This window comes from Aquimonas sp., assembly GCF_044377145.1.
In the GTDB taxonomy this organism is placed as follows: Bacteria; Pseudomonadota; Gammaproteobacteria; order Xanthomonadales; family Xanthomonadaceae; genus Aquimonas.
In genome coordinates this window covers 19,544-43,306 of the sequence record NZ_JBILJQ010000031.1, presented here as the reverse complement: position 1 = coordinate 43,306, position 23,763 = coordinate 19,544, and the positions used below count along the sequence as shown (strand labels likewise).

23 protein-coding genes are annotated in these 23,763 nt (G+C 65.7%); 7 read left to right on the top strand and 16 right to left on the bottom strand.

Annotation, left to right across the window (positions count from 1 at the left end; translation table 11 throughout):
• Window position 1: 1 nt before the first annotated feature.
• The 14 genes from uvrC to ACIQ7H_RS11090 form a co-directional block, all read right to left on the bottom strand.
• On the bottom strand, window positions 2-1,855 hold the full coding sequence (uvrC, locus tag ACIQ7H_RS11155; protein ID WP_395791405.1) for an excinuclease ABC subunit UvrC: 1,854 nt from the start codon (window positions 1,853-1,855) through the stop codon (window positions 2-4).
• Window positions 1,852-3,279: a redoxin domain-containing protein gene (locus ACIQ7H_RS11150; RefSeq protein ID WP_395791403.1), complete on the bottom strand. Its 1,428-nt coding sequence runs from the start codon at window positions 3,277-3,279 to the stop codon at window positions 1,852-1,854. The genes uvrC and ACIQ7H_RS11150 overlap by 4 nt, the downstream gene beginning before the upstream one ends.
• 65 nt (window positions 3,280-3,344) lie before the next feature.
• Entirely contained in the window at window positions 3,345-3,875 is a 531-nt protein-coding gene (locus ACIQ7H_RS11145; protein WP_395791401.1) for a low molecular weight protein-tyrosine-phosphatase, read from the bottom strand.
• Window positions 3,872-4,654: a 3-deoxy-manno-octulosonate cytidylyltransferase gene (kdsB, locus tag ACIQ7H_RS11140; protein WP_395791399.1), complete on the bottom strand. Its 783-nt coding sequence runs from the start codon at window positions 4,652-4,654 to the stop codon at window positions 3,872-3,874. Before kdsB ends, ACIQ7H_RS11145 begins: the two co-directional genes overlap by 4 nt.
• On the bottom strand, window positions 4,644-5,660 hold the full coding sequence (gene lpxK / locus ACIQ7H_RS11135) for a tetraacyldisaccharide 4'-kinase (protein WP_395791397.1): 1,017 nt from the start codon (window positions 5,658-5,660) through the stop codon (window positions 4,644-4,646). The genes kdsB and lpxK overlap by 11 nt, the downstream gene beginning before the upstream one ends.
• Window positions 5,657-7,453: a lipid A export permease/ATP-binding protein MsbA gene (gene msbA / locus ACIQ7H_RS11130; protein WP_395791395.1), complete on the bottom strand. Its 1,797-nt coding sequence runs from the start codon at window positions 7,451-7,453 to the stop codon at window positions 5,657-5,659. Before msbA ends, lpxK begins: the two co-directional genes overlap by 4 nt.
• Window positions 7,450-7,896 carry an ExbD/TolR family protein gene (locus ACIQ7H_RS11125; RefSeq protein ID WP_395791393.1) on the bottom strand — a complete coding sequence of 149 codons (447 nt, stop codon included), beginning with the start codon at window positions 7,894-7,896 and terminating at the stop codon, window positions 7,450-7,452. The genes msbA and ACIQ7H_RS11125 overlap by 4 nt, the downstream gene beginning before the upstream one ends.
• Complete coding sequence (locus tag ACIQ7H_RS11120; protein ID WP_395791391.1) at window positions 7,893-8,567, bottom strand: MotA/TolQ/ExbB proton channel family protein; 675 nt, start codon at window positions 8,565-8,567, stop codon at window positions 7,893-7,895. The genes ACIQ7H_RS11125 and ACIQ7H_RS11120 overlap by 4 nt, the downstream gene beginning before the upstream one ends.
• An 88-nt stretch (window positions 8,568-8,655) precedes the next feature.
• A complete protein-coding gene (locus ACIQ7H_RS11115; RefSeq protein WP_395791389.1) occupies window positions 8,656-9,348 on the bottom strand; it encodes an NAD(P)H-binding protein in 693 nt (230 codons plus the stop codon).
• 8 nt (window positions 9,349-9,356) lie between these two features.
• Window positions 9,357-10,880, bottom strand: a complete 1,524-nt coding sequence (locus ACIQ7H_RS11110; protein ID WP_395791387.1) for a fumarate hydratase — start codon at window positions 10,878-10,880, stop codon at window positions 9,357-9,359.
• Between the two features lie 89 nt (window positions 10,881-10,969).
• Window positions 10,970-11,659, bottom strand: a complete 690-nt coding sequence (locus tag ACIQ7H_RS11105) for a YceH family protein (protein WP_395791385.1) — start codon at window positions 11,657-11,659, stop codon at window positions 10,970-10,972.
• 70 nt (window positions 11,660-11,729) lie between these two features.
• Entirely contained in the window at window positions 11,730-12,191 is a 462-nt protein-coding gene (locus tag ACIQ7H_RS11100) for a flavodoxin family protein (RefSeq protein ID WP_395791383.1), read from the bottom strand.
• 83 nt (window positions 12,192-12,274) lie between these two features.
• Window positions 12,275-12,484: a cold-shock protein gene (locus ACIQ7H_RS11095; RefSeq protein WP_091238385.1), complete on the bottom strand. Its 210-nt coding sequence runs from the start codon at window positions 12,482-12,484 to the stop codon at window positions 12,275-12,277.
• A 256-nt stretch (window positions 12,485-12,740) separates the two neighbouring features.
• On the bottom strand, window positions 12,741-13,223 hold the full coding sequence (locus tag ACIQ7H_RS11090) for a peptidylprolyl isomerase (RefSeq protein WP_395791381.1): 483 nt from the start codon (window positions 13,221-13,223) through the stop codon (window positions 12,741-12,743).
• A gap of 234 nt (window positions 13,224-13,457) precedes the next feature.
• Here ACIQ7H_RS11090 and ACIQ7H_RS11085 point away from each other — a divergent pair, with 234 nt between their 5' ends.
• The 7 genes from ACIQ7H_RS11085 (at window position 13,458) to hemN (ending at window position 20,755) form a co-directional block, all read left to right on the top strand.
• On the top strand, window positions 13,458-13,715 hold the full coding sequence (locus ACIQ7H_RS11085) for a hypothetical protein (protein ID WP_395791379.1): 258 nt from the start codon (window positions 13,458-13,460) through the stop codon (window positions 13,713-13,715).
• A gap of 4 nt (window positions 13,716-13,719) precedes the next feature.
• A complete protein-coding gene (locus ACIQ7H_RS11080) occupies window positions 13,720-14,091 on the top strand; it encodes a GntR family transcriptional regulator (RefSeq protein ID WP_395791377.1) in 372 nt (123 codons plus the stop codon).
• Window positions 14,088-14,945 carry an ABC transporter ATP-binding protein gene (locus tag ACIQ7H_RS11075; RefSeq protein ID WP_395791375.1) on the top strand — a complete coding sequence of 286 codons (858 nt, stop codon included), beginning with the start codon at window positions 14,088-14,090 and terminating at the stop codon, window positions 14,943-14,945. The genes ACIQ7H_RS11080 and ACIQ7H_RS11075 overlap by 4 nt, the downstream gene beginning before the upstream one ends.
• Window positions 14,942-15,922, top strand: coding sequence for a hypothetical protein (locus ACIQ7H_RS11070; protein WP_395791373.1), 981 nt, complete (start codon window positions 14,942-14,944; stop codon window positions 15,920-15,922). Before ACIQ7H_RS11075 ends, ACIQ7H_RS11070 begins: the two co-directional genes overlap by 4 nt.
• Window positions 15,923-16,261: 339 nt before the next feature.
• Window positions 16,262-18,049, top strand: a complete 1,788-nt coding sequence (locus ACIQ7H_RS11065; protein ID WP_395791371.1) for an acyl-CoA dehydrogenase C-terminal domain-containing protein — start codon at window positions 16,262-16,264, stop codon at window positions 18,047-18,049.
• 286 nt (window positions 18,050-18,335) lie between these two features.
• Entirely contained in the window at window positions 18,336-19,241 is a 906-nt protein-coding gene (locus tag ACIQ7H_RS11060) for an acyltransferase (protein WP_395791369.1), read from the top strand.
• A 122-nt stretch (window positions 19,242-19,363) separates the two neighbouring features.
• Window positions 19,364-20,755 carry an oxygen-independent coproporphyrinogen III oxidase gene (gene hemN, locus ACIQ7H_RS11055; protein WP_395791367.1) on the top strand — a complete coding sequence of 464 codons (1,392 nt, stop codon included), beginning with the start codon at window positions 19,364-19,366 and terminating at the stop codon, window positions 20,753-20,755.
• Window positions 20,756-20,850: 95 nt separating this feature from the next.
• Here the strand turns inward: hemN and ACIQ7H_RS11050 are convergent, their stop codons facing one another.
• Window positions 20,851-22,827: a vanadium-dependent haloperoxidase gene (locus ACIQ7H_RS11050; protein ID WP_395791365.1), complete on the bottom strand. Its 1,977-nt coding sequence runs from the start codon at window positions 22,825-22,827 to the stop codon at window positions 20,851-20,853.
• 132 nt (window positions 22,828-22,959) lie between these two features.
• Complete coding sequence (locus ACIQ7H_RS11045; protein WP_395791363.1) at window positions 22,960-23,751, bottom strand: alpha/beta hydrolase-fold protein; 792 nt, start codon at window positions 23,749-23,751, stop codon at window positions 22,960-22,962.
• Window positions 23,752-23,763: the final 12 nt, after the last annotated feature.

Sequence of the window (23,763 nt, the reverse complement as noted above, 5' to 3'; positions counted from 1 at the left end):
ATCACTCTGTCGTCACATCGCTCGCCGCGGGCTCCAGGCCGTGCAGCGCGGCATAGATGCGCTGGGCCAAAGCATCGTTGATGCCTTCAACGCGGGCGATGTCTTCGCTGGAAGCGCGCTTCAGACCGCTCAAGCCGCCGAAGTGTCGGAGCAGGGCGGCTCGGCGCTTCGCGCCAATGCCGTCGATGTCTTCCAACCGGCTGCGATCACGCGCCTTGGCGCGGCGGCCGCGATGACCGGTGATCGCAAAGCGGTGTGCTTCATCGCGCACCTGCTGGATCAACTGCAGGCCCGGCGAATCGGCGCCAGGGCGCAGGCTGCGCCCATCCGGGAAGATCAGAGCCTCATGCCCCGCGCGACGCTCTTCGCCCTTGGCGACACCGATCACCGCCAAGCCCTGCACATCTAGCTCCGCCAGCACCGCGAGTGCCTGATCGAGCTGGCCACGGCCGCCGTCAATCAGCAGCAGATCCGGCAACACACCCTCCTCCACTGCGCGCTTGAAGCGTCGGCTCAGCGCCTGATGCATTGCCGCGTAGTCGTCGCCGGGGGTGATGTCGTTGATGTTGAAGCGCCGGTACTGGCTGCGAACCGGGCCATCGGCATCGAACACCACGCAGGATGCGACCGTGGCCTCGCCCTGGGTGTGGCTGATGTCGAAGCACTCGATGCGCTGCGGCGGCTCCGGCAAGTCGAGCAGCGCTTGCAGCGCATCGAGGCGGGCACGCTGGCTGGCTGCGCTGGCGATCTCGCTCTTCAGCGCCAGCTCGGCGTTCTGTCGCGCCAGCTGCAGCAGCCGGGCGCGATCCGTCCGCACCTGCAGTTTCAACTCGACCTTGCGACCGGCCTGTTCACTCAGGACCGTCTCGATCAAGGTCTGGTCGGGCACCGCATGGCTGAGCACGATTTCCTTGGGCGGCGCCTGGTCTAGGTAGTACTGGGTCAGGAACGCCCCAAGCACCTCGGCCGCATCGTCAGCGCCGTTCAACTTCGGGAAGAAGCTGCGGCTGCCGAGATTGCGTCCATCGCGAAAGCTGAGCAGCAGCACGCAGGCGCGACCGCCGTCGACCACACAGGCCAGCACATCAAGCTCGGCGTGCTCACCATCGACCACCTGCCGCGATTGCACTTTGCGGACGGCCGCAACCATGTCGCGCAAGCGCGCAGCCTGCTCGAACTCCAGTGCGATCGCGGCACGATCCATTTCGGACATCAGCTCGCTGACCAGATCCTCGCTGCGCCCGTCCAACAGCAGGGCCGCGCGACGCACTGACAGCGCATAGTCATCGGCATCGATCATGCCAACACAGGGACCGCTGCAGCGTTTGATCTGGTACTGCAGGCAGGGACGCGTGCGGTTCTTGAACACGCTGTCCTCGCAGCTGCGCAGCCCGAACAGCCGATGGATCAGGCTCAAGGTATCGCGCACCGCCGACACGCCCGGATACGGCCCGAAGTAGCGCCCCGGCTGGCTGCGCGGGCCCCGGTGAAAGCGGATCCGCGGCGATTCATCCGCAGTGGTCAGATGGATGTAGGGATAGCTTTTATCGTCACGCAGCAGAATGTTGTAGCGCGGCTTGAGTGACTTGATCAGCTGGTTTTCCAGCAGCAGCGCCTCACCCTCGCTGCGGGTGACGGTGATCTCGATCCGTGCGATCTGCGCAATCATCACACGCAGCCTCGGCTCGCGCGGGCTGCGGGTGAAATAGCTGGCAACGCGCTTGCGCAGGCTGCTGGCCTTGCCCACGTACAGCACGCCGCCGTCGGCCGCGAGCATGCGGTAGACGCCAGGCGCCAGGGTCAACCGACCGGCAAACTCCTTGCCGTCGAAGCCCGCTGCAGCGGGGTCGCTCATTCGCCGATAGCGAGCCGCCGCGGCAGCTGGCTGTCGAAGTCGACACGCAGGACTTCATGCGCATCGGTGTTGGCGACGAACAGACTGCTGCGGTTCACCGCGAGGGCGGCCGGCTGATGCAGGCGGTAGCCGAGGTTGAGTGTTTTCAGCTCGCGACCGATCGGGTTCAACAGCCGCAGGGTCGAGTTGTAGGTATCGGCGATCCACAGCTGCGGAGCGCGCGGATCCAGCGCCAGCGCCAGCGGCAGCTGCAGCCGCGCCTGCGCAAGCGGCCCATCGACATTGCCGAACTCGTACAAGCCTGAGCCCATCAGGGTCTGCACCTTGCCGGTCGCCAGCTGGATCCCCCGAACGGCCGAGGAGCCCGAGTCAGCGACGAACAGCGTCTGCTGGGCCAGCGCCAGGCCGGCCGGTTGAGCGAAATGACAGTTCAAGGCCTCACCGTCCGACAGCCCCAAGGTGCCTGAGCCGACCAGCGGCGCCAGGCTGCGGCGGCCGAGATCGTACTCCCAGATCTGGTTCCAGCCCGCCATCGAGATGTAGAGCTTGTCGAACGCGGTGGCGACCGACCACGGCGCATTCAGCGCAGCCTGACTGGCATCAGCCGGCGAACCGTCCGGCCGCAGACCGGCCTTGCCGGTGCCACACAGGGTGTCGACATCGCCATCGAGCAGGCTGATCCGGCGCAGCGCATGGTTACCGGTATCCGCGACATAGAGCGCATCCTTCCACAGCGCAAGACCACGTGGCGCCAGAAAGCTGGCCTCGGCGCTGCCGCCATCGATGAAGCCGCTGCTGCCGGAGCCGAACTGGCGCAGGATGCGGCCGTCCAAGGTGCATTCCAGAATTCGATTGTGGCCGGTGTCGGCCACGTACAGATGACGCTCGCTGGCTGCGAGCCCGCTGGGAAACGCCAGCGGCATGCGCGGCTCGGGCCGCGTCACTGAAGCGGCCGACTCATACACGCGACTGTCGGTCTCGCCGGCCTGCTGCAAAACTCGGTCGATCAGCGGCTCCAAACGCTCGCGCAGCGGCTCACCCGCGAGGCTGTCGACGATGCGCCCGTCGGTGCTGATCAGCACCGCGCTCGGCCAGGCGCTGATGCCGTAATGTTGCCAGCAGATGAAATCCGGATCGTGGAGCACCGGGAATCGCACGAACAGCCGATTCAGGGCTTTCAGCACAAGCTTGGTGTCGCGCTCGGCATCGAACTTCGGGCAGTGCACGCCGAGCACCGTCAGGCCGTCGGAAAAGCGGTTCTGCAGCAGGCGCATATCCTCAAGCGCGTTCTGGCAGTAGGCCGACCCGACGTTGAAGAAGTACAGCAGCACCGCACGGCCGGACATCTCAGCCAGGCGCTGTGGCGGCGAGTTGACCCATTCGAGACTGCTATGAAACTCGGGTGCGCGGGCGCCGGGGGGCATGGGCGGGATCTCGTGCAAAGGACGACCCTATGGACGCAGGATCAATCCATCAAAGGGGAAGGCGACTACCACGGAGCGTCGAGTCCGTCACGCACCTCCAAGCGCCTCCATTCTGCCACGCCCAGCAGACGGGCCGTGACCGCTCGGCAGGCGCCATCCAGCAGCCGATGCAACGATTCGAAATCCTCGATCTGCCCGTAGTAGGGATCCGGCACTTCTGCCCCAGAGCCCTGCTCCGCCCAATCCAGCAGCAGGGCAAGCTCGGCGCGCGCCGAGGCCGGGCGTATCCGCTGCAGGTCGCGCAGGTTCTGCTGATCGGCGGCGAGGATCAGATCGAAGCGTTCGAAGTCGCGCGGGCTCACCTGGCGTGCGCGCAATCCGTCGATCGGCGTGCCCTGCCCGCGCGCAACCACGCAGGCGCGCGGGTCCGGCGATGCGCCGATGTGGTAACCGGCGGTGCCGGCGGAATCGATTTGCAGCGCCAGCCCAGCCTGCTCGGCCCGAACCCGCAGGATGCCCTCGGCCATCGGCGATCTGCAGATGTTGCCGAGGCAAACCAGCAGCACGCTGCGGATGTCGCTGCGCGGCGCACTCATGACCGCAGCGCCGCCAGCGCGGCGGCGACGCGCTCCACGTCTTCCGGCGTATCGACGCCGGCCGGGAAAGGCAGCGGATAAACGTCTACAGCGATCCGCCAGCCCGCCTCCAGCACGCGCAGCTGCTCCAAGCATTCGATCTGCTCCAGACGCCCGGCCGGCAGCGCGGCAAAACGCTGCAGGTCGCCGGCACGGTAGGCATACAGGCCGATATGCCGCAGCCAGTGCGGGCCAGGCAGATTCAGGCGATCCGTGGCGAACGCGTCGCGCGCCCAAGGCACGGGTGCCCGGCTGAAGTAGAGCGCATCGCCGTTCGCGGCGCGGACAACCTTGACGCAGTTCGGATTGAACAGTTCATCGCTGTGCTCGATCCGCTGCGCCAGCGTCGCAAGCCGCGCACCACTGTCGGCCAACAGCCGCGCGACTGCGGCGATCGCGCTCGGCGGCGCCAACGGTTCGTCGCCCTGCAGGTTGACCACGATGCGCTGATCGCCCCAGCCCAACTGACGCGCGCAGTCGGCGAGACGGTCGGTGCCCGACGCCAGGTCCGGTGCGGTCATGCAGACCCGCACGCCCAGCGGCAGCAGCACATCGGCGATCCGTTGATCGTCGGTGGCGACCACCACCGCGGCGGCTCCCGCCTCGCGCGCGCGGCGGACGACATGGACGATCATCGGTTCGCCGGCCAGCAGCTGCAGCGGTTTCGCCGGCAGCCGGGTCGACGCATAGCGCGCCGGAATGGCGACGATGAACTCGGGCGTTGCGGAGTCAGCGGTCATCGGATGTCCGTCTTGAAAGGGCGAGTCGAAGCCGCTGGTCAATTTCATCGAACAGCGCATCGGGCAGCTCAGCATCGACCCGCAGTGCGTACCAGTCGGTGCCGGCGAACTGCCGACACTTGACCGCATCCTTCTCGGTCATCAGCACCGGCAGGGCCTCGCTGAACTCGAAGTCGGCGGGTTCGAATGCATGGTGATCGGGAAACGGATGTTCCACTGGCGTCAGGCCCGAAGCCCGCAGGCTGGCGAAGAAGCGCGCCGGGTCACCGATACCGGCGACCGCATGCACGCGCGCGGCAGCCAGCTCGCTCAGCTCAACGCGAGCATCATCATGCAGGCGGCGCAAACCGTTCGGGCGCAGATGCATCTGAACTTCCTCGGGCAGCGCCTCGCCACCGTTGACGACCACCAAGTCGCAGTGCGCAGCGCGCGAGGCCGGCTCACGCAGCGGGCCGGCCGGCAGCAGTGCGCCGTTGCCAAAGCGGCGACGGCCATCGATCACGAGAATCTCGACATCGCGCTGCAAGGCCAGGTGCTGCAGGCCGTCATCGGCGATCAGCACATCGACATCGGCGCAGTCTTCCAGCAGGCGCGCCGCATCCGCACGTCGGCGACCGATCGCCACCTCGGCACCGCTGCGTTGGCGAATCAGGCTGGGCTCGTCGCCATGCACTGTCGGGTTTGGCGTCGCAGGCAGGCGCATCGGCGCGCGCGCGCTGCCACCATGCCCACGCGAGATCACCCCCGGTCGCCAACCGCGCGCGCGCAGCGCATCGATCAGAGCCAGCACCAGCGGCGTCTTGCCGGCACCGCCGACGTTGAGATTCCCGACCACCAGCACCGGCAGGGTCGAGCGATAGCTGCGAAACACACCGCTTGCGTACAGCGTGCGTCGCAGCCCGATCAATCCACGGTAGAGCCAGGCCAGCGGCAGCAAGGGCCGGATCACGCGCGGCGAATACCAGCGCCACAGCAGCCAGGCTTCCAGGCGCGCCTGCAGGCTCATCCGACCGTCGTGGGCTCTGTCACATCGGCATCGTCGCGAAACTGCAGCCGATGCAGCGAGGCATACACGCCACCCTCCGCCAGCAGTTGGGCGTGGGCACCGACTTCAATCACCCGCCCGCCGTCGAGTACCACGATCTGGTCCGCATGCTCAACCGTGGACAGCCGGTGCGCGATCACCAGGGTGGTGCGGTCACGCATCAGCCGGCTCAGCGCATCCTGGATCAGCCGCTCGCTCTCACTGTCGAGCGCGCTTGTGGCCTCGTCGAGGATCAGGATCGGAGCGTTCTTCAGCAGTGCGCGTGCAATCGCGATGCGCTGGCGCTGACCGCCCGACAGCAGCGCCCCGCCCTCGCCCACCGGGCTGTCCAGCCCCTGCGGAAGCTTGCGGATGAACTCCATCGCATTGGCCGCTTCGGCGGCCGCTTCGATCTCGGCGCGCGTGCTGCCACGCAGGGCGCCGAATGCGATGTTGTCGGCGATGCTGCCGGCGAACAGCACCACCCGCTGGCTGACCAGGGCGATCTGGGCGCGCAGATCCGCCAACCGATAGTCCGACAGCGGGTGACCGTCCAACAGCACAGCCCCGCCGCTGGGCTCGTAGAAGCGCGGCAGCAGGCTGACCAGACTGGACTTGCCGCTGCCGGAACGGCCCACCAGTGCGGTGACGGTGCCGGGCGTGCAGCGAAGGCTGACGCGGTCCAAGGCGGGCGCAGCGGCGCCTGAGTAGTCGAGACGCACGCTGTCGAAATGGACCTCGCCGCGTGCACGCTCAACCCGACGCGTGCCGCTGTCCTGCTCAGCCGCGGTATCGAGCACGGCAAACAAGTCGTCTGCGGCAGCAATTCCCCGCTGCAGGATCGACTGCACCGAAGTCAGCCGCTTCAGCGAAGGCAGCATCACCATCATCGCGGTGATCAGGGCCATGAAGCTGCCGGGGTCCATGGTGTCCAGCAGATCGGGGCGGGTCGCGCGCCAGACGATGGCCGCCAACACGATGGCGGCGATCAGCTGGATCGTGGAAGTGCTGAGCGCGTTGGTCGCAGCCACCTTGAGGTTCAATCGAAAGTTGCGCTGTACTACTTCACTGAAGCGCTGCGCCTCGATGACTTGGCCACCGTAAATGCGCACCTCCCTGTGGCCATCCACCGCCTCTTCAACGCGGCCAGTGACTTCACCGATGGCGCCCTGAATCTGTCGATTGATACGGCGGAAACGTCTGCCAACGAACTGCCAAACCACCCCGGCCAAGGGCACCATCACGAACAGATACAGGGTGAGGCTGGCGCTCTTGGAGACCATGACGCCAACCATGGCAATGACCAGCAAAGCGTCCAGCAGCAGCACCTTCAGCGCCTCGGCAACGGCATGGGCCATTTGCTCGGCGCTGTAGATCACACGTGCAATGATCTGACCCGAGGGTTCACGGTCGAACCAGCTTGCCGGCAATCGCTGGTAGTGCTCGAACACGGCAACGCGCAAGTCGCGCACCACTGCACGCCCAACCCGCGCCATGCCGTAGTCGGTCGCGTAGGTGCCGATCCCGCGAACGACAAAAATTCCGACCAGAACCGCAGGCAGCCATTGGATCGCCCAAGGCTCACGGGCGACGAATAGATCGTTGAGCATCGGCTCGATCAGGTTCACGAACGCTGCAGAGGACCCCGCATCGAGCGCGATTCCAAACAACGCGAGCAGGCCAAACCCCCAGTACACGCGTGCATAGCCGAGCAGTCGACGGTAGGCACGCGCGGCCGAGGGCGTTGCCGCCGCTTCGGCGGGGTCAACACTCATCCGCCATCACCGCTGGCCGCATCGTCGGGCGCCTCTGGCAAGGTCGCGATCGAAAGCCGCGTAAATCCGACCGCCCCCAGCGCATCCATCGCGGTCACCACCGCCTGATGCGGCGTGCGCGCGTCGGCGCGCAGGATCACGCTGCGTTCGCGGTCGTCGCCAGCGATCTGCTGCAGGGCCTCGCGCAGGGCCGCGCCGTCTCGACGCAGCACTTCATTGCCAGCGATGAAGTAGCGGCCTTCGGCGTCGATCTGCAGCTGCAGGGGCTCGCCGACGGGCAAGGACTCCGACGGCGCCGCTTTCGGCAACTGGATGTTCAGCGCCGAACGATCGTCAAACGTGGTGGTGACCACGAAGAAGATGATCAGACAGAACACTACGTCGATCAGCGAAGTCAGGTTGAGCTCGGGCTCTTCGACCGGGCGACGGCTGCCCAGATTCATCCGGCGACTCCCGGCGCTGCCGCGGCCGGTCGCCGCGGTCGCGGCGTCGGGCTGACGCTGCCGGGCTGCGGCACGGACTCCAGGGTGTCCAGCAGCGCGATCACCTGCTGCTCCATCTCGACGATGTACTCGCCGATTCGGCCACGGAAGTAGCGATAGAACATCAGCGCCGGAATCGCCACGCACAGGCCAGCGGCGGTTGAAATCAGCGCCTCGCCGATGCCGCCCGCCAACAGGCTGGCATCGCCGACACCGTGGGTGAGAATGCCGAGGAACATGCGGATCATTCCGAACACAGTGCCGAGCAACCCGAGCAGGGGCGTGATGCCGGCGATCGTGCCGAGCGTATTGAGGAAGCGCTCCATCCGATGAAGCTGATGGCGGCCGGTGTCCTCGACGCGCTCCTTGATCTGCTCGCGGGGGCGATGCCGGACTTCCAGTGCCGCCGCCAGAATCGCGCCCAGCGGCGAATTGCCACGCAGGGTTTCAATGTGTTTGGGATCCAACCGGCCGCTCGCCGCCCACTGGCGAACCTCATCGCCCAGATCCAGCGGCAGCACCTTGGAGCGCCGCAGGGTCCAGAAGCGCTCGATGATGATGGCCAGCGCGATCGCCGAGCACAGCAGGATAGGCCACATCACCCAGCCACCGGCAATCAGCAGTTCAAGCACGCGAGTTCTCCGTTGAGGTTCAAGCAGGTAGCGGCAAGTTTACGTGAGCGCGACGCGACTGACGGCAATCCTCCGCGCGCGGGGCTATTCAGGGTGCACTCTGGCCGCGAGCGAGCGCGCTCAAAGCGTCGAACTCGTGGAAGTGAATGCCTCGCTCCGTTCTCCCCAGCAGGGCCGCGGCGGCGCGAGCCACCTCGGTTGCGGCGATCGCGCGATAGCGCCGCAGGCGCCCAGGCAGGAGCGGGTTGAACAGCGGGGCAAGCCGCTGTCCGAGCGACTCGGCGAAGCGCGCCTCGCCTGCGCGTCGCGGGCCCAGCAGCAGGCTTGGCTGCAGGAAATCACAGCGATCGAAACCCACGCCAGCGAGCGCACCCTGCATTTCGCCCTTCACTCGCAGGTAGTCATTGCGCGACCGCGCATCCGCGCCCACCGAGGACACCACGATAGCCTGACGCGCACCGGCAGCCGTAGCCGCCTTCGCGATCGACACCACCAGATCACAGTCGATCGCGGCGAACGCCTGCAGCGAGCCGGCCGCTCGGCGGGTCGTGCCAAGGGCGCAGACGAACGCATCGCAGCACCGATGCGCGCGCTGCCAATCCGCTAGCGCGAGCGTCAGCGGATCTCCGCAGAAAATCTCGCACCCGGCCTGCACCGGCACCGGCTTGCGCAGCAGCAGATCGATGCCCAAGTCGGGGCGTGCTGTCTGCAGCAAATCATGCAGTTGCGTGCCGATCATGCCGCTGACGCCTGCCAACAGCACCCGGCCCACAGGGCTCACCGCGCCGTTCAGGCCAGCACCACCGGAATCTTGCCGATCCGCGACTGCCACTGCTTCGGTCCGGTGTTGTGGACCGACTCTCCGGCCGAATCCACCGCCACCGTCACCGGCATGTCGCGCACGTCGAACTCGTAGATCGCCTCCATGCCGAGATCTTCAAAGCCGACCACCTTGGCGGACTTGATCGCCTTGGAAACCAGGTAGGCAGCGCCGCCCACGGCCATCAGATAGACCGAGCGGTGCTTCTTGATCGCCTCGATCGCGGCGGGGCCGCGTTCGGCCTTGCCGATCATGCCCATCAGGCCGGTTGCGCCGAGCACCTGATCGGTAAACTTGTCCATTCGCGTGGCGGTGGTCGGGCCAGCCGGACCAACCGCTTCGTCGCGCACCGGATCGACCGGGCCGACGTAGTAGATGAAGCGGCCGGTGAAATCGACCGGCAGCTTCTCGCCGCGGTTGAGCATGTCGACCATGCGCTTGTGGGCGGCGTCGCGGCCGGTGAGGATCTTGCCGTTCAGCAGCAGAACTTCGCCGGGCTTCCAGCTGGCGATGTCTTCGCGGGTGACTGCCGACAGGTCGACGCGGCGGCCTTTGCTGGCGTCATAGGTCAGCGTGGGCCAGTCTTCAAGGGAAGGCGGCTCCAGCTGCACGGGGCCCGAACCATCAAGCACGAAGTGGGCGTGGCGGGTGGCGGCGCAGTTCGGAATCAAGGCCACCGGCAGGTTGGCCGCATGGGTCGGATAATCCTTGATCTTGACGTCGAGCACAGTGGTCAAGCCGCCCAGTCCCTGCGCGCCGATGCCCAGCGCATTGACCTTCTCGTACAGCTCCAGCCGCAGCTCCTCGATCCGGTTCTGCGCGCCGCGGGCGATCAGCTCCTGGATGTCGATGTGCTCCATCAGCGCTTCTTTCGCCAGCAGCATCGCCTTCTCCGCAGTGCCGCCGATGCCGATGCCGAGCATGCCGGGCGGGCACCAACCGGCGCCCATGGTTGGCACTGTCTTCATCACCCAGTCGACGATCGAATCCGACGGATTCAGCATCGCGAATTTGGACTTGGCCTCTGAGCCACCGCCCTTCGCTGCGACGATTACATCGACCGTGTTGCCCGGCACCACCGTCATGTTGATGACTGCCGGCGTGTTGTCCTTGGTGTTCTGCCGCTTGCCGGCGGGGTCAGCCAGTACCGAGGCGCGCAGCTTGTTGTCGGGAAAGTGGTAGGCACGGCGCACGCCCTCATTGACCATGTCCTCGACGCTCATCGTCGCGTCCCAGCGCACGTCCATGCCGATCTTGAGAAACACGGTGACGATGCCGGTGTCCTGGCAGATCGGCCGATGCCCTTCCGCACACATGCGCGAGTTGATCAGGATCTGCGCCATCGCGTCCTTGGCGGCGGCGCTTTCCTCGCGCTCGTAGGCAGCCGCCAACGCCTTGATGTAGTCAACCGGGTGGTAGTAGCTGATGTACTGCAAAGCGTCGGCGACGCTGGCAATGAAGTCGTCCTGGCGAATGGTGGCGTGGGTGCTCACGGCGGCCTGCGTCTGGCGGGAAAGGCGGCCATTTTAGGAGATAGCGCGTGCTTGCGGCCTGCGACCGGAGTCGCAGGGGTTGGCGAGTCCTACTCGTCCAGCCCGCCAACCGCGATCAAGGCCCGGCGCAGTTCGGCGACCTCGGCTTCAAGCGCTTCGATACGCGCCTCCAGCCCACCGTTGCCCCGCGCGCCGCGTGGCAGCGCAGCCGACTCCGTCAACAGCGCAGGGTCCACCGGGCCGTACAACAGGTGCATGAAGCGCTCTTCGCGCTGGCCGGGCTGACGCGGCAGGCGCACCACCAATGGCGGATCGCGCTCGATCAGGCGCTCCAGCGTGTCGCGCACATCTTCGACATCGGGAAACGCCGCCAAGCGCTCGCTGCGGGTGTGAATCTCGGCGAGGGTCTGCGGCCCGCGCAGCAACAAGGTGCAGATGACGGCCGCCCGTCGCGGCGTGAGGTTCAGATGCTTGTCGAAGCTGTGTTCCCAGCGCTGCGCACGCTGGCCCTGCGCCGACTGCCGCGACCAGCCGCGATTCTCAAGCGTGCGCAGAGCGTGAATGATCTCGCCGGGGTCGAGCTGCATCAGCGGCTCGCGGTTGTTCTTCTGATTGCAGGCCAATTGCAGGGCGTTGACCGTCAGCGGGTACTGCTCGGGCGTGGTGGCTGCCTTCTCGAGCAGGCTGGCCAGAATGCGGCCCTCTATCGGGCTCAGCAGCGCCTCGACTGCGGAACTGCCGGCGGGCGACTCAGGCTCAGACGCGCGGGTGTCATTCATGTACAGGGCTCGGCGGATCCGGGTTGGCTAGCCTAACCGCTCCGCCGCAGGCGCGCCCGACCCAAGCCACTCAAAAAATGCCGAGTGCGAGCCCCGCTGCCAGTGCTGTGCCCAACGCATGCGCTTCGGTGAGGTCAACCTCGGTCGGCGGGCCGACTACCCGCAGCGGCGGCGCCAACGGCTTCAAGGGGAATCCACGCGCGATCCGCTGCACCGACTCCAACGCGCCGAGGCCATCGTTGCCGGCGCTGATGATCAGCGCATAGCCCAGCCCAGCTACGCGGCCCTCAAGCGGGTAGAAGCTCCGATCAAAGAAATCCTTCAGTGCACCGGCCATGTAGCCGAACTTTTCCGGCGTGGCGAATAGAACTGCACCCGCGTGTTCGAGGTCTGCCGGTCCGGCCGCCAAGGCGGGGCGAAGTAGCACCGGCAGGCGAGGTTCAGCCGATCGCGCTCCGGCAAGGGCCGCTTCGATCAGCTGCCAGGTGGTGCCGGCATGAGCGCCGGCATAGACGATAAGGAGCGGCTTCATGGCGACAGCCTAAGCGAGGTTGTCGTAAAAAAAGAAAGCCCCGGCATGCCGGGGCTTTCGATCAACCGCGTGGGCGGTTTGAATTACAGCGGCTGAACCTGGTCAGCCTGCAGGCCCTTCGGGCCCTTGGTGACAACGAAGCTCACGCTCTGGCCTTCCTGCAGCGACTTGAAGCCGGTGCCCAGAATCGCGCGGAAATGCACGAAGAGGTCCTCGCCGTCCGGGCGGCTGATGAAGCCGAAGCCCTTAGCGTCGTTGAACCACTTCACGGTACCAGTCTGACGATCAGACATGTCTAACTCCTTGAGACTTGAATGGATAAAAACGGCGGCCGACTAGCCGCCTTACTGGGTCTGCTCGGAGAAAGACACGAGGTGAAGCGATGAACGTTGTGGAACCAACACCATCGGGTCACGAGTCACGGTGACCCCAGCAAACACAGCGAAGCCACTATACGCCAACTGGCCAGCTAAAGCGACCACTCAGATCTGACAGGGTCGCAGGGCAGCCAGAACTCGGTCAAAACCGCGGGTCGGCTGCCCCGTGAACTCAGTGCTCAACTCCACCCGCGCCATGGACATGGCCGTGCAGGGTCTCTTCCAGCGTGGCGTCGCGCACTTGGGTGACTTCGACCTCGAAGTTCAGGGTTTTGCCGGCCAACGGATGGTTGCCGTCGATGGTGACGGTCTCGCCTTCTATCCCGGTGACGGTGACCGCCAGCATTCCCTGCGGGCCCTGGGCATGGAACTCCATCCCGACCTCGACCTGATCCACGCCGCCGAAGGCGCTGATCGGCACCTGCTGGACCAGACCCTCGTGGTGCACGCCGTAGCCCTCTTCCGGCGCGACGGCTACCTTGAACGTATCGCCCGCCTGGCGACCGGCCAGCGCAGCCTCAAGGCCCGGCACGATGTTGCCGGCTCCGTGCAGGTAGGCCAACGGCTCGCGGCCCGCCGAGCTGTCAAGCACCTCACCGCTATCGTCGGTCAGGGTGTAGTGGAAGGAAACGACGCGGCGTTCTGCGATCAACATGGAAACTCCGGGGCGGTAGCAGGTGCTTGTGGCCTGCGAACAGGTGGGTGAATCAGGGTCAACACACTGATTCGGCGGCCCCGGCTGCCGCTTGGGCAGCTTTTAGGGGCGCACAGGCTAGGCCACCCCGGGGGCCGGCGCAAATCTTTCTGCGGGCAGTTGACACCTGGAAATCTAGTGTTATAGTTAACTACAACACCAGTCGCCCAAGCGGATTCCGCTGCAGGAGCTCCCATGAAACACCGCCCCATATCCGTCGCGATCGCCCTCACCTTGGCCTTGGCTTACAGCGCCCTGATTGCGGCAGCACTCGATCTGCTGGGCCCGGCGCCGAGACTGCAGGCGGCCCTGGTTTCAGGCGCTGCGATCGAGCAACTCGTCGACGCACCTTTAGCGGCTTCAAACACGGCAGACCACAGTGCGATGCGCCTGCGCATGACCCTGCCCTATGTCCCGGTTGGACCCACCCGCGTGCACGTTCAGGAGATCTAGGACGATGAGCGTGATCTGGAACGAGAACACACCGATCTACCTTCAGCTCAAGGAGCGGGTCATCGGCATGCTGCTGGATGGCGTGTTGAAGCCGGGCGATGCCTTGCCCTCCGTGCGCCAAGTGGCGGCGGATTTCCAGCTGAATCCCATCACCGTCTCCCGCGCCTATCAGGAGCTGGTTGACGAAACCCTGGTCGAAAAACGTCGAGGTCTCGGCATGTACGTCACCGATGGAGCTCCGGAAAAACTGCTGGCCAGCGAACGCGAACGCTTCCTACAGGAAGAATGGCCGGCGGTGCTGGCCCGGATCGAACGCCTGGGTCTGAAGCTGACCGACCTGCTGCGCAGCGCTGAAGCCAAGGAGGCACGTTCATGAGCGCCGTCATCACTGCCCGCGGCTTGTCCAAGCACTACGGCAAGACCACCGCCCTCAAGGGTTTGAACTTCTCGATCGAGCCCGGCCGCATCGTCGGCCTGATTGGCCCCAACGGCGCGGGCAAGACCACCGCGCTCAAGGCGATCCTGGGCCTGGCGCCGTATGAAGGCGAACTCACCGTGCTGGGCCTGGACCCGCGCACCCAGCGCAACCAGCTGATGCAGGACGTCTGCTTCATCGCCGACGTGGCCGTGCTGCCACGCTGGATCCGCGTTCGCGAGGCGATCGACTTTGTCGAAGGCGTGCACCCGCGGTTCTCTCGCGCCAAGTGCGAGGCCTTTCTGAAGGCGACCAAACTGACGCCGGAGATGAAGGTCAAGGCCATGTCCAAGGGCATGATCGTGCAACTGCATCTGGCGCTGGTGATGGCGATCGACGCCAAGCTGCTGGTGCTGGATGAGCCGACGCTGGGCCTCGACATTCTCTACCGCAAGAACTTCTATCAGCACCTGCTGAACGACTACTTCGATCAGGAGAAGACGATCATCGTCACCACCCACCAGGTGGAAGAGATCGAGCACATCCTGACCGACCTCATCTTCATTCGCGACGGCGAAGTCAGCCTGTCGACCAGCATGGAAGATCTGGCCGAGCGCTTTACCGAGGTGATGGTCGGCGCTGAACACGCCGCCACCTGTCGGGCCATGGGCGCACTCGACGAACGCCAGGTGTTCGGCAAGAGCATCTTCCTGTTTGACGGCGCCGACCGCACCAAGCTTGCACAGATGGGTGAGCTGCGCACACCCGGCGTCGCCGACATCTTCGTGGCCACCATGAAAGGAACCTACGCATGAAGACCACCCTGCCCTGGCTGCTGAAGCGCGAGTACTGGGAAAACCGAGGCGGCTTTCTGTGGGCCCCGGCGGTGACAGCCGGTGTGATCCTGCTGCTGACCCTGATGGGAATGGTGGTCGCGGAGGTGTTCCGCAAGCAGTTCACCGGCGATATCCAGATCGGCATATCTCTGAACAAACTCACCGAAAAACTGTCGCCCGACGACCTGCTGAAACTCGGCGCTGGACTGGACATGGCCCTGCTGTCGCTGTCCGGATTTCTGCAGATGGTGCTGTTCTTCGTGGTGTTCTTCTACCTGCTGGGTGCGCTCTACGATGACCGCCGCGACCGCAGCGTGCTGTTCTGGAAGTCACTGCCGATCTCGGACAGTTCGATGGTCGCCTCCAAGGTCATCGCCGCCGCGTTTGCCGCGCCGCTGATCTCGACCGTCATCGCGATGCTGCTGCAGCTGGCGCTGTTGATCCTGCTCAGCCTGTACGTGCTGTTTCACGGCCTCAACCCCTTCAGCGTGCTGTGGGGACCGGTGTCGCTGCTGAACGTGTGGGGACAGATGCTGGCGAACATTCCGGTGAACGCGCTATGGGCCCTGCCCACGATCGGCTGGCTGTTGATGGTGTCCTCGTTCGCACGCAGCAAGCCCTTCCTGTGGGCGCTGCTGGTGCCGGTGGCGGTCGGCGTGTTGGTCGGCTGGTTTGACCTGCTGAGCCTGATCAACGTCGACAACTCGGCCTACTGGCGCCACGTGGTGATGCGCGCACTCTTGGGTGTGCTGCCGGGCAGCTTCCCGCTGCACCTTGCTTTGACTGATCCCGCCGCCTTGGTGAGCGAGGAACAGATCGAGAACATCGCCAGCACCTTTGGCTGGACGCTGATGGGCCAGGCGCTGACCTCGACGAGCCTGTGGGTGGGCGCTGTGATCGGCGGCGCGATGATCGTCGTCGCCACCCGCATGCGCCGCTGGCGGGACGAGGGCTGATCCGCTGCATGCCTGCAGCTGCCTTGATCGGTGGCTGCAGGCCTCTTCGTTCGCCCCGGCAACGAACACTCCGAACACCTCGCCGCAATCGCGACGATGCCCGTCTGGCACGCATGGCTTCGCAGGCGCCACCGAATCACGGATGAACCCGGAGGCCACGGACGGCCTCACCCTGCCGCCTGTGTTCCAACCCGCGGAACACGCTGATTCTGCAACACAATTCACTTGGCAGGCACTGACAGCTCGTGCGATCTGCGGCATACTCCACGCCCGAACATACGCACGCGTATGGCGATAGCTCGCCAAGCGCGACACCATTCGATCGTTGGAGCCCTCCCGATGCCGAGCTACACCGCCCCATTGCGCGACATGCGCTTCGTTCTGTTCGAGCTGCTGGATGCCGAGCAGGCACTGAAGGACCTGCCGGCTTACGAGGCAGTGGACGCTGAAATGTTGAACGCGGTCATGGAGGAGGCTGCGCGTTTCGCCAGCACGGTCATCCACCCGCTGAACCTGAGCGGCGACCGCGAAGGCTGCACCTACCACGGCGACGGCGTCGTCACCGCGCCGACCGGCTTCAAGGCCGCCTATCAGCAGTACGTCGAATCCGGCTGGCCCTCGCTGGCCTGCGCGCCGGAATTCGGCGGACAAGGTCTGCCGATCCTGCTCAACAACTCGGTCTACGAGATGTTCAACTCGGCCAATCAGGCGTGGCTGATGTACGCAGGCCTTTCGCACAGCGCCTACGAGTGCATCAAGGCGCACGGCAGCGATGCTCAGAAGCAGCTGTATCTGCCGAAGATCGTGTCGGGCGAGTGGACCGGCACCATGTGCCTGACCGAGCCGCATTGCGGCACTGATCTGGGCATCCTGCGCACCCGCGCCGAACCGCAGAACGACGGCAGCCACCTGCTGTCGGGCACCAAGATCTTCATCTCCGCCGGCGAACACGACCTCGCCGAGAACATCCTGCATCTGGTGCTGGCGCGGCTGCCCGATGCCCCCGCCGGCACCAAGGGTATCTCGCTGTTTCTGGTACCGAAGTTCGTGCCCAATGCCGACGGCAGCCTCGGCGAGCGCAACGGCATCAAGGCCGGCTCGATCGAACACAAGATGGGCATCCACGGCAATGCCACCTGCGTGATGAATCTGGACTCGGCCCGCGGCTGGCTGATCGGCGAGCCGAACCGCGGCTTGAACGCGATGTTCGTGATGATGAACTCGGCCCGGCTCGGCGTCGGCATGCAGTCGCTAGGCTTGGCCGAAGCGGCTTACCAGAACGCGGTGGCTTACGCGCGCGAACGTCTGCAAAGCCGTGCCGCGACCGGCCCGAAGCGGCCTGACAAAGCCGCCGACCCGATCATCGTCCATCCCGATGTGCGGCGCATGCTGCTCACCGCCAAGGCCTACACCGAAGGCGGCCGCGCCTTCAGCAGCTGGATCGCATTGATGATCGATCGCGAGCTGTCGCACCCGGATGCCGCGGTGCGCGACGAGGCCGCCGAGCTGGTCGCCCTGCTCACACCGATCGTCAAGGCCTTCATCACCGACAACACCTGGGAAACCAACACCCTGGCCCAGCAGGTGTTCGGTGGCCACGGCTACATCGAAGAATGGGGCATGAGCCAATACGTGCGCGACGCTCGCATCAACATGATCTACGAGGGCACCAATGGCATCCAGGCGCTGGATCTGCTGGCGCGCAAAGTGCTGAGCGATGGTGGCAAGCGTCTGCAAGAATTCGGCGCCCATGTCGCCGCCTTTGCCGAGGCCGAGCAGGCCTACCCGGGCATGGCCGAGTTCATCGCGCCACTGGCCGAACTGGGGCAGAAACTGACCCAGCTGACCATGGAGATCGGCGGCAAGGCGATGAGCAACCCGGATGAAGTCGGCGCCGCCGCCAACCACTACCTGCGCATCGTCGGCCATTTGGTCTATGGCTACTTCTGGGCGCGAATGGCGCGCGTCGCGCTGGAGAAGAAGGACAGCGGCGATACCTTCTATGCCGGCAAACTGCATACCGCGCGCTTCTACTTCGCCCGTCTGCTGCCAGAGACCGCCTACCACTTCCGCGCCGCCCGCGCTGGCGCGGATAGCCTGATGGCGATTGATGAGGCGATGTTCTGAAGCGGTGAGATTCGGGATTCGGGATTGGCTCCCGGAAGACCGGACCGAGTGTGTCGCTCGCGCTCTGCGCCGAAGTCGACGTGCAAGGCGCAAAAACCAGGGGGCGAGCCCAAATCCTAGTGGGTTGGGACTCGCCGCAGGCGTCGAGTCCCAGGCAGTTCGCGCACGCGCCACAGCGAAGCCCACCCACCCCACCTCAATCGTGGCCTGGTTGGTCGAATCCCGAATCCCGAATCCCGACCGACCACAGGCATACTCCGGCGCATCCAAAAGCACGAAGCGATCGATGAACTCTGTCCTTGCTGCGCTGCGCGCCGCGTTTACGTTCTGTCTGGTGGCGCTGAACACCGGCATCCATGTGCCGATCCTGCTGCTGTTCGCCCTGTTCAAACTGGTGCTGCGCTTCCGTGCCGCTCAGGTCGGGCTGACCCGTCTGCTGATGGCGATCGCCGCCAGCTGGATCGCGGTCAACAGCGCGCTGATGCGCACGCTGACGCCGACCCGTTTCGAGTTCGAGGGCCTGGACGCCCTCAAGGACGGCGGTTGGTACCTCGTGATCTGCAACCATCAGAGCTGGGTCGACATCCCGGTGCTGCAGATGGCGATGAACCGGCGCATTCCGATGCTGAAGTTCTTCCTGAAGCAGCAGCTGATGTGGGTGCCGGTGATGGGCCTGGCCTGGTGGGCGCTTGATTTCCCCTTCATGCGCCGCCACAGCCGAGAGCAGATCGAGCGCAATCCGGCCCTGCGCGGGCAGGACATCGCCGCCACCCGCAAGGCCTGCGCGAAGTTCAGCTACACGCCGGTGTCGGTGATGAACTTCGTCGAAGGCTCACGCTTCACCCCGGCCAAGCACGCGCGGCAGAAGTCGCCCTACCGGCACCTGCTGGCGCCGAAAGCCGGCGGCGTTGCCTTCGTGCTGCAGACCATGGGCGAGAGCCTGCAGGCCTTGGTCGATGTCAGCATCGTCTATCCAGGCGGACGGCCAAGCCTGTTCGACCTGTTGTCAGGGCGAATTCCGCGCGTGTGCCTGCGCGTGCACACGCGCGAACTGCCGCGCGACCTGCTGGGCCGCGACTACCAGGACGACCCCGAGTTCCGCGCCCGCTTCCAGGCCTGGTTGAATGCGCAGTGGCAGCGCAAGGACGAGGAGCTGGAGCAGATGCTGCAGGGCCCTTCCGCGCCCGGGTAGCGTCTCCGATCCAATCGAACAGATCCGTCAGCGACAGCCCGGACACGCGGTGGTAGACCGGCGTCAAGCCTGATTGATCCGGATCAACGCGCTGGCGCGAAAGCCGCAGGAGACTGCGGCGCATGCATACACTTCCGCCCTTCGACGCCGACCTGCTACGCCGCTACGATCGCCCAGGCCCGCGTTACACCTCGTATCCGACCGCGCCGAATTTCAGCGAGAAGTTCGACGCCCGTGCCTATCGCGAGGTCGCACGCGCCAGCAATGCCGACCCGATCCCGCGCGCGCTGTCGCTGTATGTGCACGTGCCGTTCTGCCTGTCGCCCTGTTTCTACTGCGGCTGCAATCGCATCATCACCCGCGACCTCGGCCGCGGGGAAACCTACCTCGGCCAGCTGCAGCATGAGATTGGACTGGTCGCGCCGCTGTTCGATCGCGACCGCGAAGTGGTGCAGCTGCATCTGGGCGGCGGCACCCCGAACTTCCTCACACCCGAGCTGCTTGAAGCGCTGATCGCAAGCCTCGGGCGCGAGTTCCAGTTCAGCACCCGCAGCGATCGCGATTTCTCGATCGAGCTAGACCCGCGCAGCGTCAACCCGGACGGCATCGCCCGGCTGGCCGCGCTTGGCTTCAACCGCGCCAGCCTCGGCGTACAGGATTTCGACCCCGACGTGCAGGCCGCGGTCAATCGAATCCAGAGCGTCGAAGAGACCTTGGCGGTGATCGATGCCTGCCGCCGCTACGGCTTCCGCTCGATCAATGTCGACCTGATCTACGGCCTGCCGCGGCAGAACCTGGCGGGCTTCGCGCGCACGCTCGACAGCGTGATCGCAGTGCGGCCCGACCGTCTGGCCGTCTACAGCTACGCCCACCTGCCCGACCTGTTCAAGGCGCAGAAACAGATCAAGCACGAGGACCTGCTCGCCCCCGACATGAAGCTGCGCCTGCTGGAGCTGGCGATCGAGAAGCTGTCCGCCGCCGGCTACCGCTACATCGGCATGGACCATTTCGCTCTGCCCGAAGACGAGCTTTCGCTCGCGCAGGAGAAGGGCAGCCTGCAGCGCAACTTCATGGGATACACCACGCATGCCGAGACCGATCTGATCGGCCTGGGCGTGAGTGCGATCAGCCATATCGGCAACAGCTACTCGCAGAACGCGCGCGATTTGAACAGTTACGTCACCGCGGTCGAATCCGGACGACTGCCGGTGATCAAGGGGCTGCAGCTGGATGCCGATGACGAGCTGCGTGCCGACCTGATCAATCACCTGATGTGTCAGGGGGAGATCGACAAGCGCGGACTGGAAGCGCGCTTCGACATCGATTTCGACCAGTACTTCGCCCACTCGATCGATCTGCTGCCGCCGCTGATCGCTGACGGGCTGGTGATCGTCGACAAGGACTTCATACGCGTCACGCTGCGCGGTCGCCTGCTGCTGCGCGTCGTCGCGATGTGCTTCGACCGCTACCTGCAGCGGGTCGCCGAGCCGGCGCGGTTCTCCAAGGCGATCTGAACCGCGGCAGGGCTCCCGTTCCGACAGCCCTGCCCGTCCACCTAGCGGCGGACAGGCAGGGCCATGTCAGTGCTTCGACGACAGCGCGAGTGCCCTCAGAGCGCGTCGCAGCGGGTGCCGCTCGCATTGAACACCCGCTGCAGGCTCAGCCGGCCGCTGGCGTAGTCCGGCAAGCCCGGCTGGTAGTCGACCACGGCGAGGTTGCAGTCCAGCACGCGCAGCTCAGCGGTTCCGAACGGGCGACGCACGACCTCGCGCGGATCAAAGCGCGTGCCGAACTGCGCGCCCGCGGTGACCTGCAGCGGAATCAGGATCCGACCGTCGGCATCCGCGGTGCCGACACCGACCAGCCACATCTGCCGGCGGTCGATGTCGTAGGTGTTCCACTGCAGCACCACCTGCCCGCCCGCATCAACCTGGATCGAGACGCCTTCGCCATCACGCTGCGGGTCCATCCACACGCCGGTGAATTCGGCCGAGATCGGCAGTGCACCGTGGCTGAGTGCGGCCACCCGCGACAACACCTGTTCGGCCACGCGGTCACCAATCTCACGCCCGCGCAGATCGCCGTCCTGGATGTGGATGCCGCCGTAGAGACGCGAGAAACCCGCTTCGTCGGCGGCATCGCGGAAAGTCGGCCAGCTCAAGGTGACCGGCTGCGCGGGGCCGGTCTCGAAGCGCAGATAGCCGGGGCGAGCGATGAACTGCCCGGCCAGATCGTTCTGGCCATCGCCGTCCAGATCGCGGTCAATCCGGGTCACGCCATCGAAGAACCGCTCACTGCCGGTGATCGCCTCCAGCACGGTCGCCGCGGCGGCGCTGAAGCCGCTGTGGCCGGAGGTGTATTCGCCGAACGGCGGCGTGACGAAGGTCGCCTCCTGGTAAGGCTGCCAGTCCTCGCCGCGAATGCTGCGGCTGCCCTGGTTGGGCCCGGCCCAGGATTGGATCATCTGGCCCTTGAAGTAGTGGCGGATCGCCGACACCGGGCGCACCGTGTCGTAGACGCGCTTGGCATTCCAGGTCGCGATGCTGGCGTCGAACAGGGCACCGTTCAGGGCCAGGAACAAGCGCGCATCCTCGGCGATACCGTGGTCATCGCGCAGCGACACACCCTGGGCGAGCTGGTTCCAGTGCCCGGGCGGCGTTTCCGAACGCGGGCCATCGGCCCAGAACTCGGCGATGACCTTGGTCCGATCATTCAGGCCCGCGCTGATCTCGACGACTTCGGTGAACTGCCGAACCCAGGCTTCGTGCGAGGTCGATGCGTGGCCGAGTCCGTCCACGTACGGCAGGGTTGAACCGTGACGCGGTGGCGCGGGCGGCAGCAGCGCCTGCGCCGAGGCGATGGCGAACGGTCGCACCGAACCCCAGTGCGGGGTCAGGAAGCGCTGGTCGGTGTAGGAGTCCGGCCGCGCCGGGTCGACATACGGGCGACCGTTGGCATCCCGCAGGGCGCCGGTCGGCACGCGCAGCGGCTGCCAGTGATTGATATCGAAACTGACCCCGCCCGGCGCATTGGCTGCCGCCGGATCGGCCGCATTGACCGCCGCGTAAGGCACCGGAAACAGCGCGTTCGCGGTGTCGGCGAAGTTGGCGCCGGCATTGCTGCCGTCATCGGCCCGCGCGGCCAGCACCCGCGCCGCGATCAGGTTGCCCAAGCCGGCCGGGGTGGCGGGATCCTGGGCCGACAGGGCCGGGTCAAAACCGTACTCACGCATCCGCGCATCGAACCGCGCCTTCTCGTTCGGGTAGGCGGCGAGCAGCACCCGGTACATCGCATAGCTGACCGCCACCCGCCGATTGGCCTCGGTCCGCTCGGATTGAGGCCGCTTGAGTGCGCGATTGGCCGGCGTCGCCGCCAGCGCGGTGGCGTCGAACGCCGCCCAGGCATCGAACGCCGCAGCCGAGGACAGAAACAGTGTTCGCGACACCACGGTCGGCCGTGGCGCATTGCCGCGCACGGCTTCCAGCAGGGTCTCGTTCCAGTCGCGGATGACGCTGGCATGGGCCGACGGCGCGGCCAAGCCGGTCAGCACTCCGGCGAGCGCCAGAGCGAGGAGGGTGTTCTTCACGGTGTCTGATCCCTTGAGTCGCAGGTGAGGAAAGCGGGTGGACACCCACTTTCACACAATGCTCAGATTTATGAAATGTGTCTCTCCGCCCAGACACGGTGTATCGACGATCGCTGCAGAGTCGGTCTGGCGTCAGGACGCAGCGGCCGCGTGCTGCGCCCGCAGCCGCGCGAAGATCTCGGTCGCTGCCGCGTTCCACACCACCCATTTGTGCCCGCCCGGACGCGGCAGAATCTGCTCGGGACGCAACGCGGGCGCGATCACCGGCACCGTCTTGGCCAGACCATCCTCCTCGCCATAGGCCAGCCAGACCCGCGCCTGCGAATCGGCATCGCGGGTCAAGCTGTGAATCTGTCGCCACAGCAGCTCGCGGTCAAAGTTGCTGCGATCGACCACGGCCGGCTTGTCGCCCGGCTGCCAGCTCGCGACGCCTCCGACTTCCGTGATCTCGCGCATCACCCGCTTCCGGCCGAGGTAGGGCGCCATCAGCACCACGTGCTCGAACACCCCCGGGTGCGCTTCATCCACCACCAGGCTGCCCATGCCGCCCATGGACGCGCCCATCAGAATCAGACGTTCATACCCCTGCGCCCGCGCCGGCTGGATGAACTGCTGACTGATCCGCTGCGGCAGGCCGCCATCGGTGTAGTAGGCGAGCGTGGCCGAGGTCAGCTGCACATCGACCTCGGGCCAGCCGGCATGGATGGCCTCAGCGACGGCGAAACTCTGCATCACCTCGACATTGTCGGCGCGGCCGGGCAGCACGATCACCAGGGTTTTGCGGTCGGCCGTGCCCTTGCCGGGGACCAGCACGCTTGGAATCGGCGCGCTGCGATCTCCAAGATTGAAGCAACCGGTCAGCAATACGGGGATCAGCAGCAGCCAAAGCAGATGCAAGCGTGGCGGCGGGGCGGCGAAAGGCATGGCGGGCATCCA

Coding starts and splice junctions, on each gene's coding strand:
- ACIQ7H_RS11085 (WP_395791379.1), top strand. CDS start 13,458: ATGAAACACCGCCCCATATCCGTCGCGATCGCCCTCACCTTGGCCTTG.
- ACIQ7H_RS11100 (WP_395791383.1), bottom strand. CDS start 12,191: ATGAAGCCGCTCCTTATCGTCTATGCCGGCGCTCATGCCGGCACCACC.
- ACIQ7H_RS11090 (WP_395791381.1), bottom strand. CDS start 13,223: ATGTTGATCGCAGAACGCCGCGTCGTTTCCTTCCACTACACCCTGACC.
- ACIQ7H_RS11080 (WP_395791377.1), top strand. CDS start 13,720: ATGAGCGTGATCTGGAACGAGAACACACCGATCTACCTTCAGCTCAAG.
- kdsB (WP_395791399.1), bottom strand. CDS start 4,654: ATGACCGCTGACTCCGCAACGCCCGAGTTCATCGTCGCCATTCCGGCG.
- ACIQ7H_RS11150 (WP_395791403.1), bottom strand. CDS start 3,279: ATGCCCCCCGGCGCCCGCGCACCCGAGTTTCATAGCAGTCTCGAATGG.
- lpxK (WP_395791397.1), bottom strand. CDS start 5,660: ATGAGCCTGCAGGCGCGCCTGGAAGCCTGGCTGCTGTGGCGCTGGTAT.
- ACIQ7H_RS11060 (WP_395791369.1), top strand. CDS start 18,336: ATGAACTCTGTCCTTGCTGCGCTGCGCGCCGCGTTTACGTTCTGTCTG.
- ACIQ7H_RS11145 (WP_395791401.1), bottom strand. CDS start 3,875: ATGAGTGCGCCGCGCAGCGACATCCGCAGCGTGCTGCTGGTTTGCCTC.
- msbA (WP_395791395.1), bottom strand. CDS start 7,453: ATGAGTGTTGACCCCGCCGAAGCGGCGGCAACGCCCTCGGCCGCGCGT.
- ACIQ7H_RS11045 (WP_395791363.1), bottom strand. CDS start 23,751: ATGCCTTTCGCCGCCCCGCCGCCACGCTTGCATCTGCTTTGGCTGCTG.
- ACIQ7H_RS11125 (WP_395791393.1), bottom strand. CDS start 7,896: ATGAATCTGGGCAGCCGTCGCCCGGTCGAAGAGCCCGAGCTCAACCTG.
- uvrC (WP_395791405.1), bottom strand. CDS start 1,855: ATGAGCGACCCCGCTGCAGCGGGCTTCGACGGCAAGGAGTTTGCCGGT.
- ACIQ7H_RS11095 (WP_091238385.1), bottom strand. CDS start 12,484: ATGTCTGATCGTCAGACTGGTACCGTGAAGTGGTTCAACGACGCTAAG.
- ACIQ7H_RS11065 (WP_395791371.1), top strand. CDS start 16,262: ATGCCGAGCTACACCGCCCCATTGCGCGACATGCGCTTCGTTCTGTTC.
- ACIQ7H_RS11105 (WP_395791385.1), bottom strand. CDS start 11,659: ATGAATGACACCCGCGCGTCTGAGCCTGAGTCGCCCGCCGGCAGTTCC.
- ACIQ7H_RS11070 (WP_395791373.1), top strand. CDS start 14,942: ATGAAGACCACCCTGCCCTGGCTGCTGAAGCGCGAGTACTGGGAAAAC.
- hemN (WP_395791367.1), top strand. CDS start 19,364: ATGCATACACTTCCGCCCTTCGACGCCGACCTGCTACGCCGCTACGAT.
- ACIQ7H_RS11075 (WP_395791375.1), top strand. CDS start 14,088: ATGAGCGCCGTCATCACTGCCCGCGGCTTGTCCAAGCACTACGGCAAG.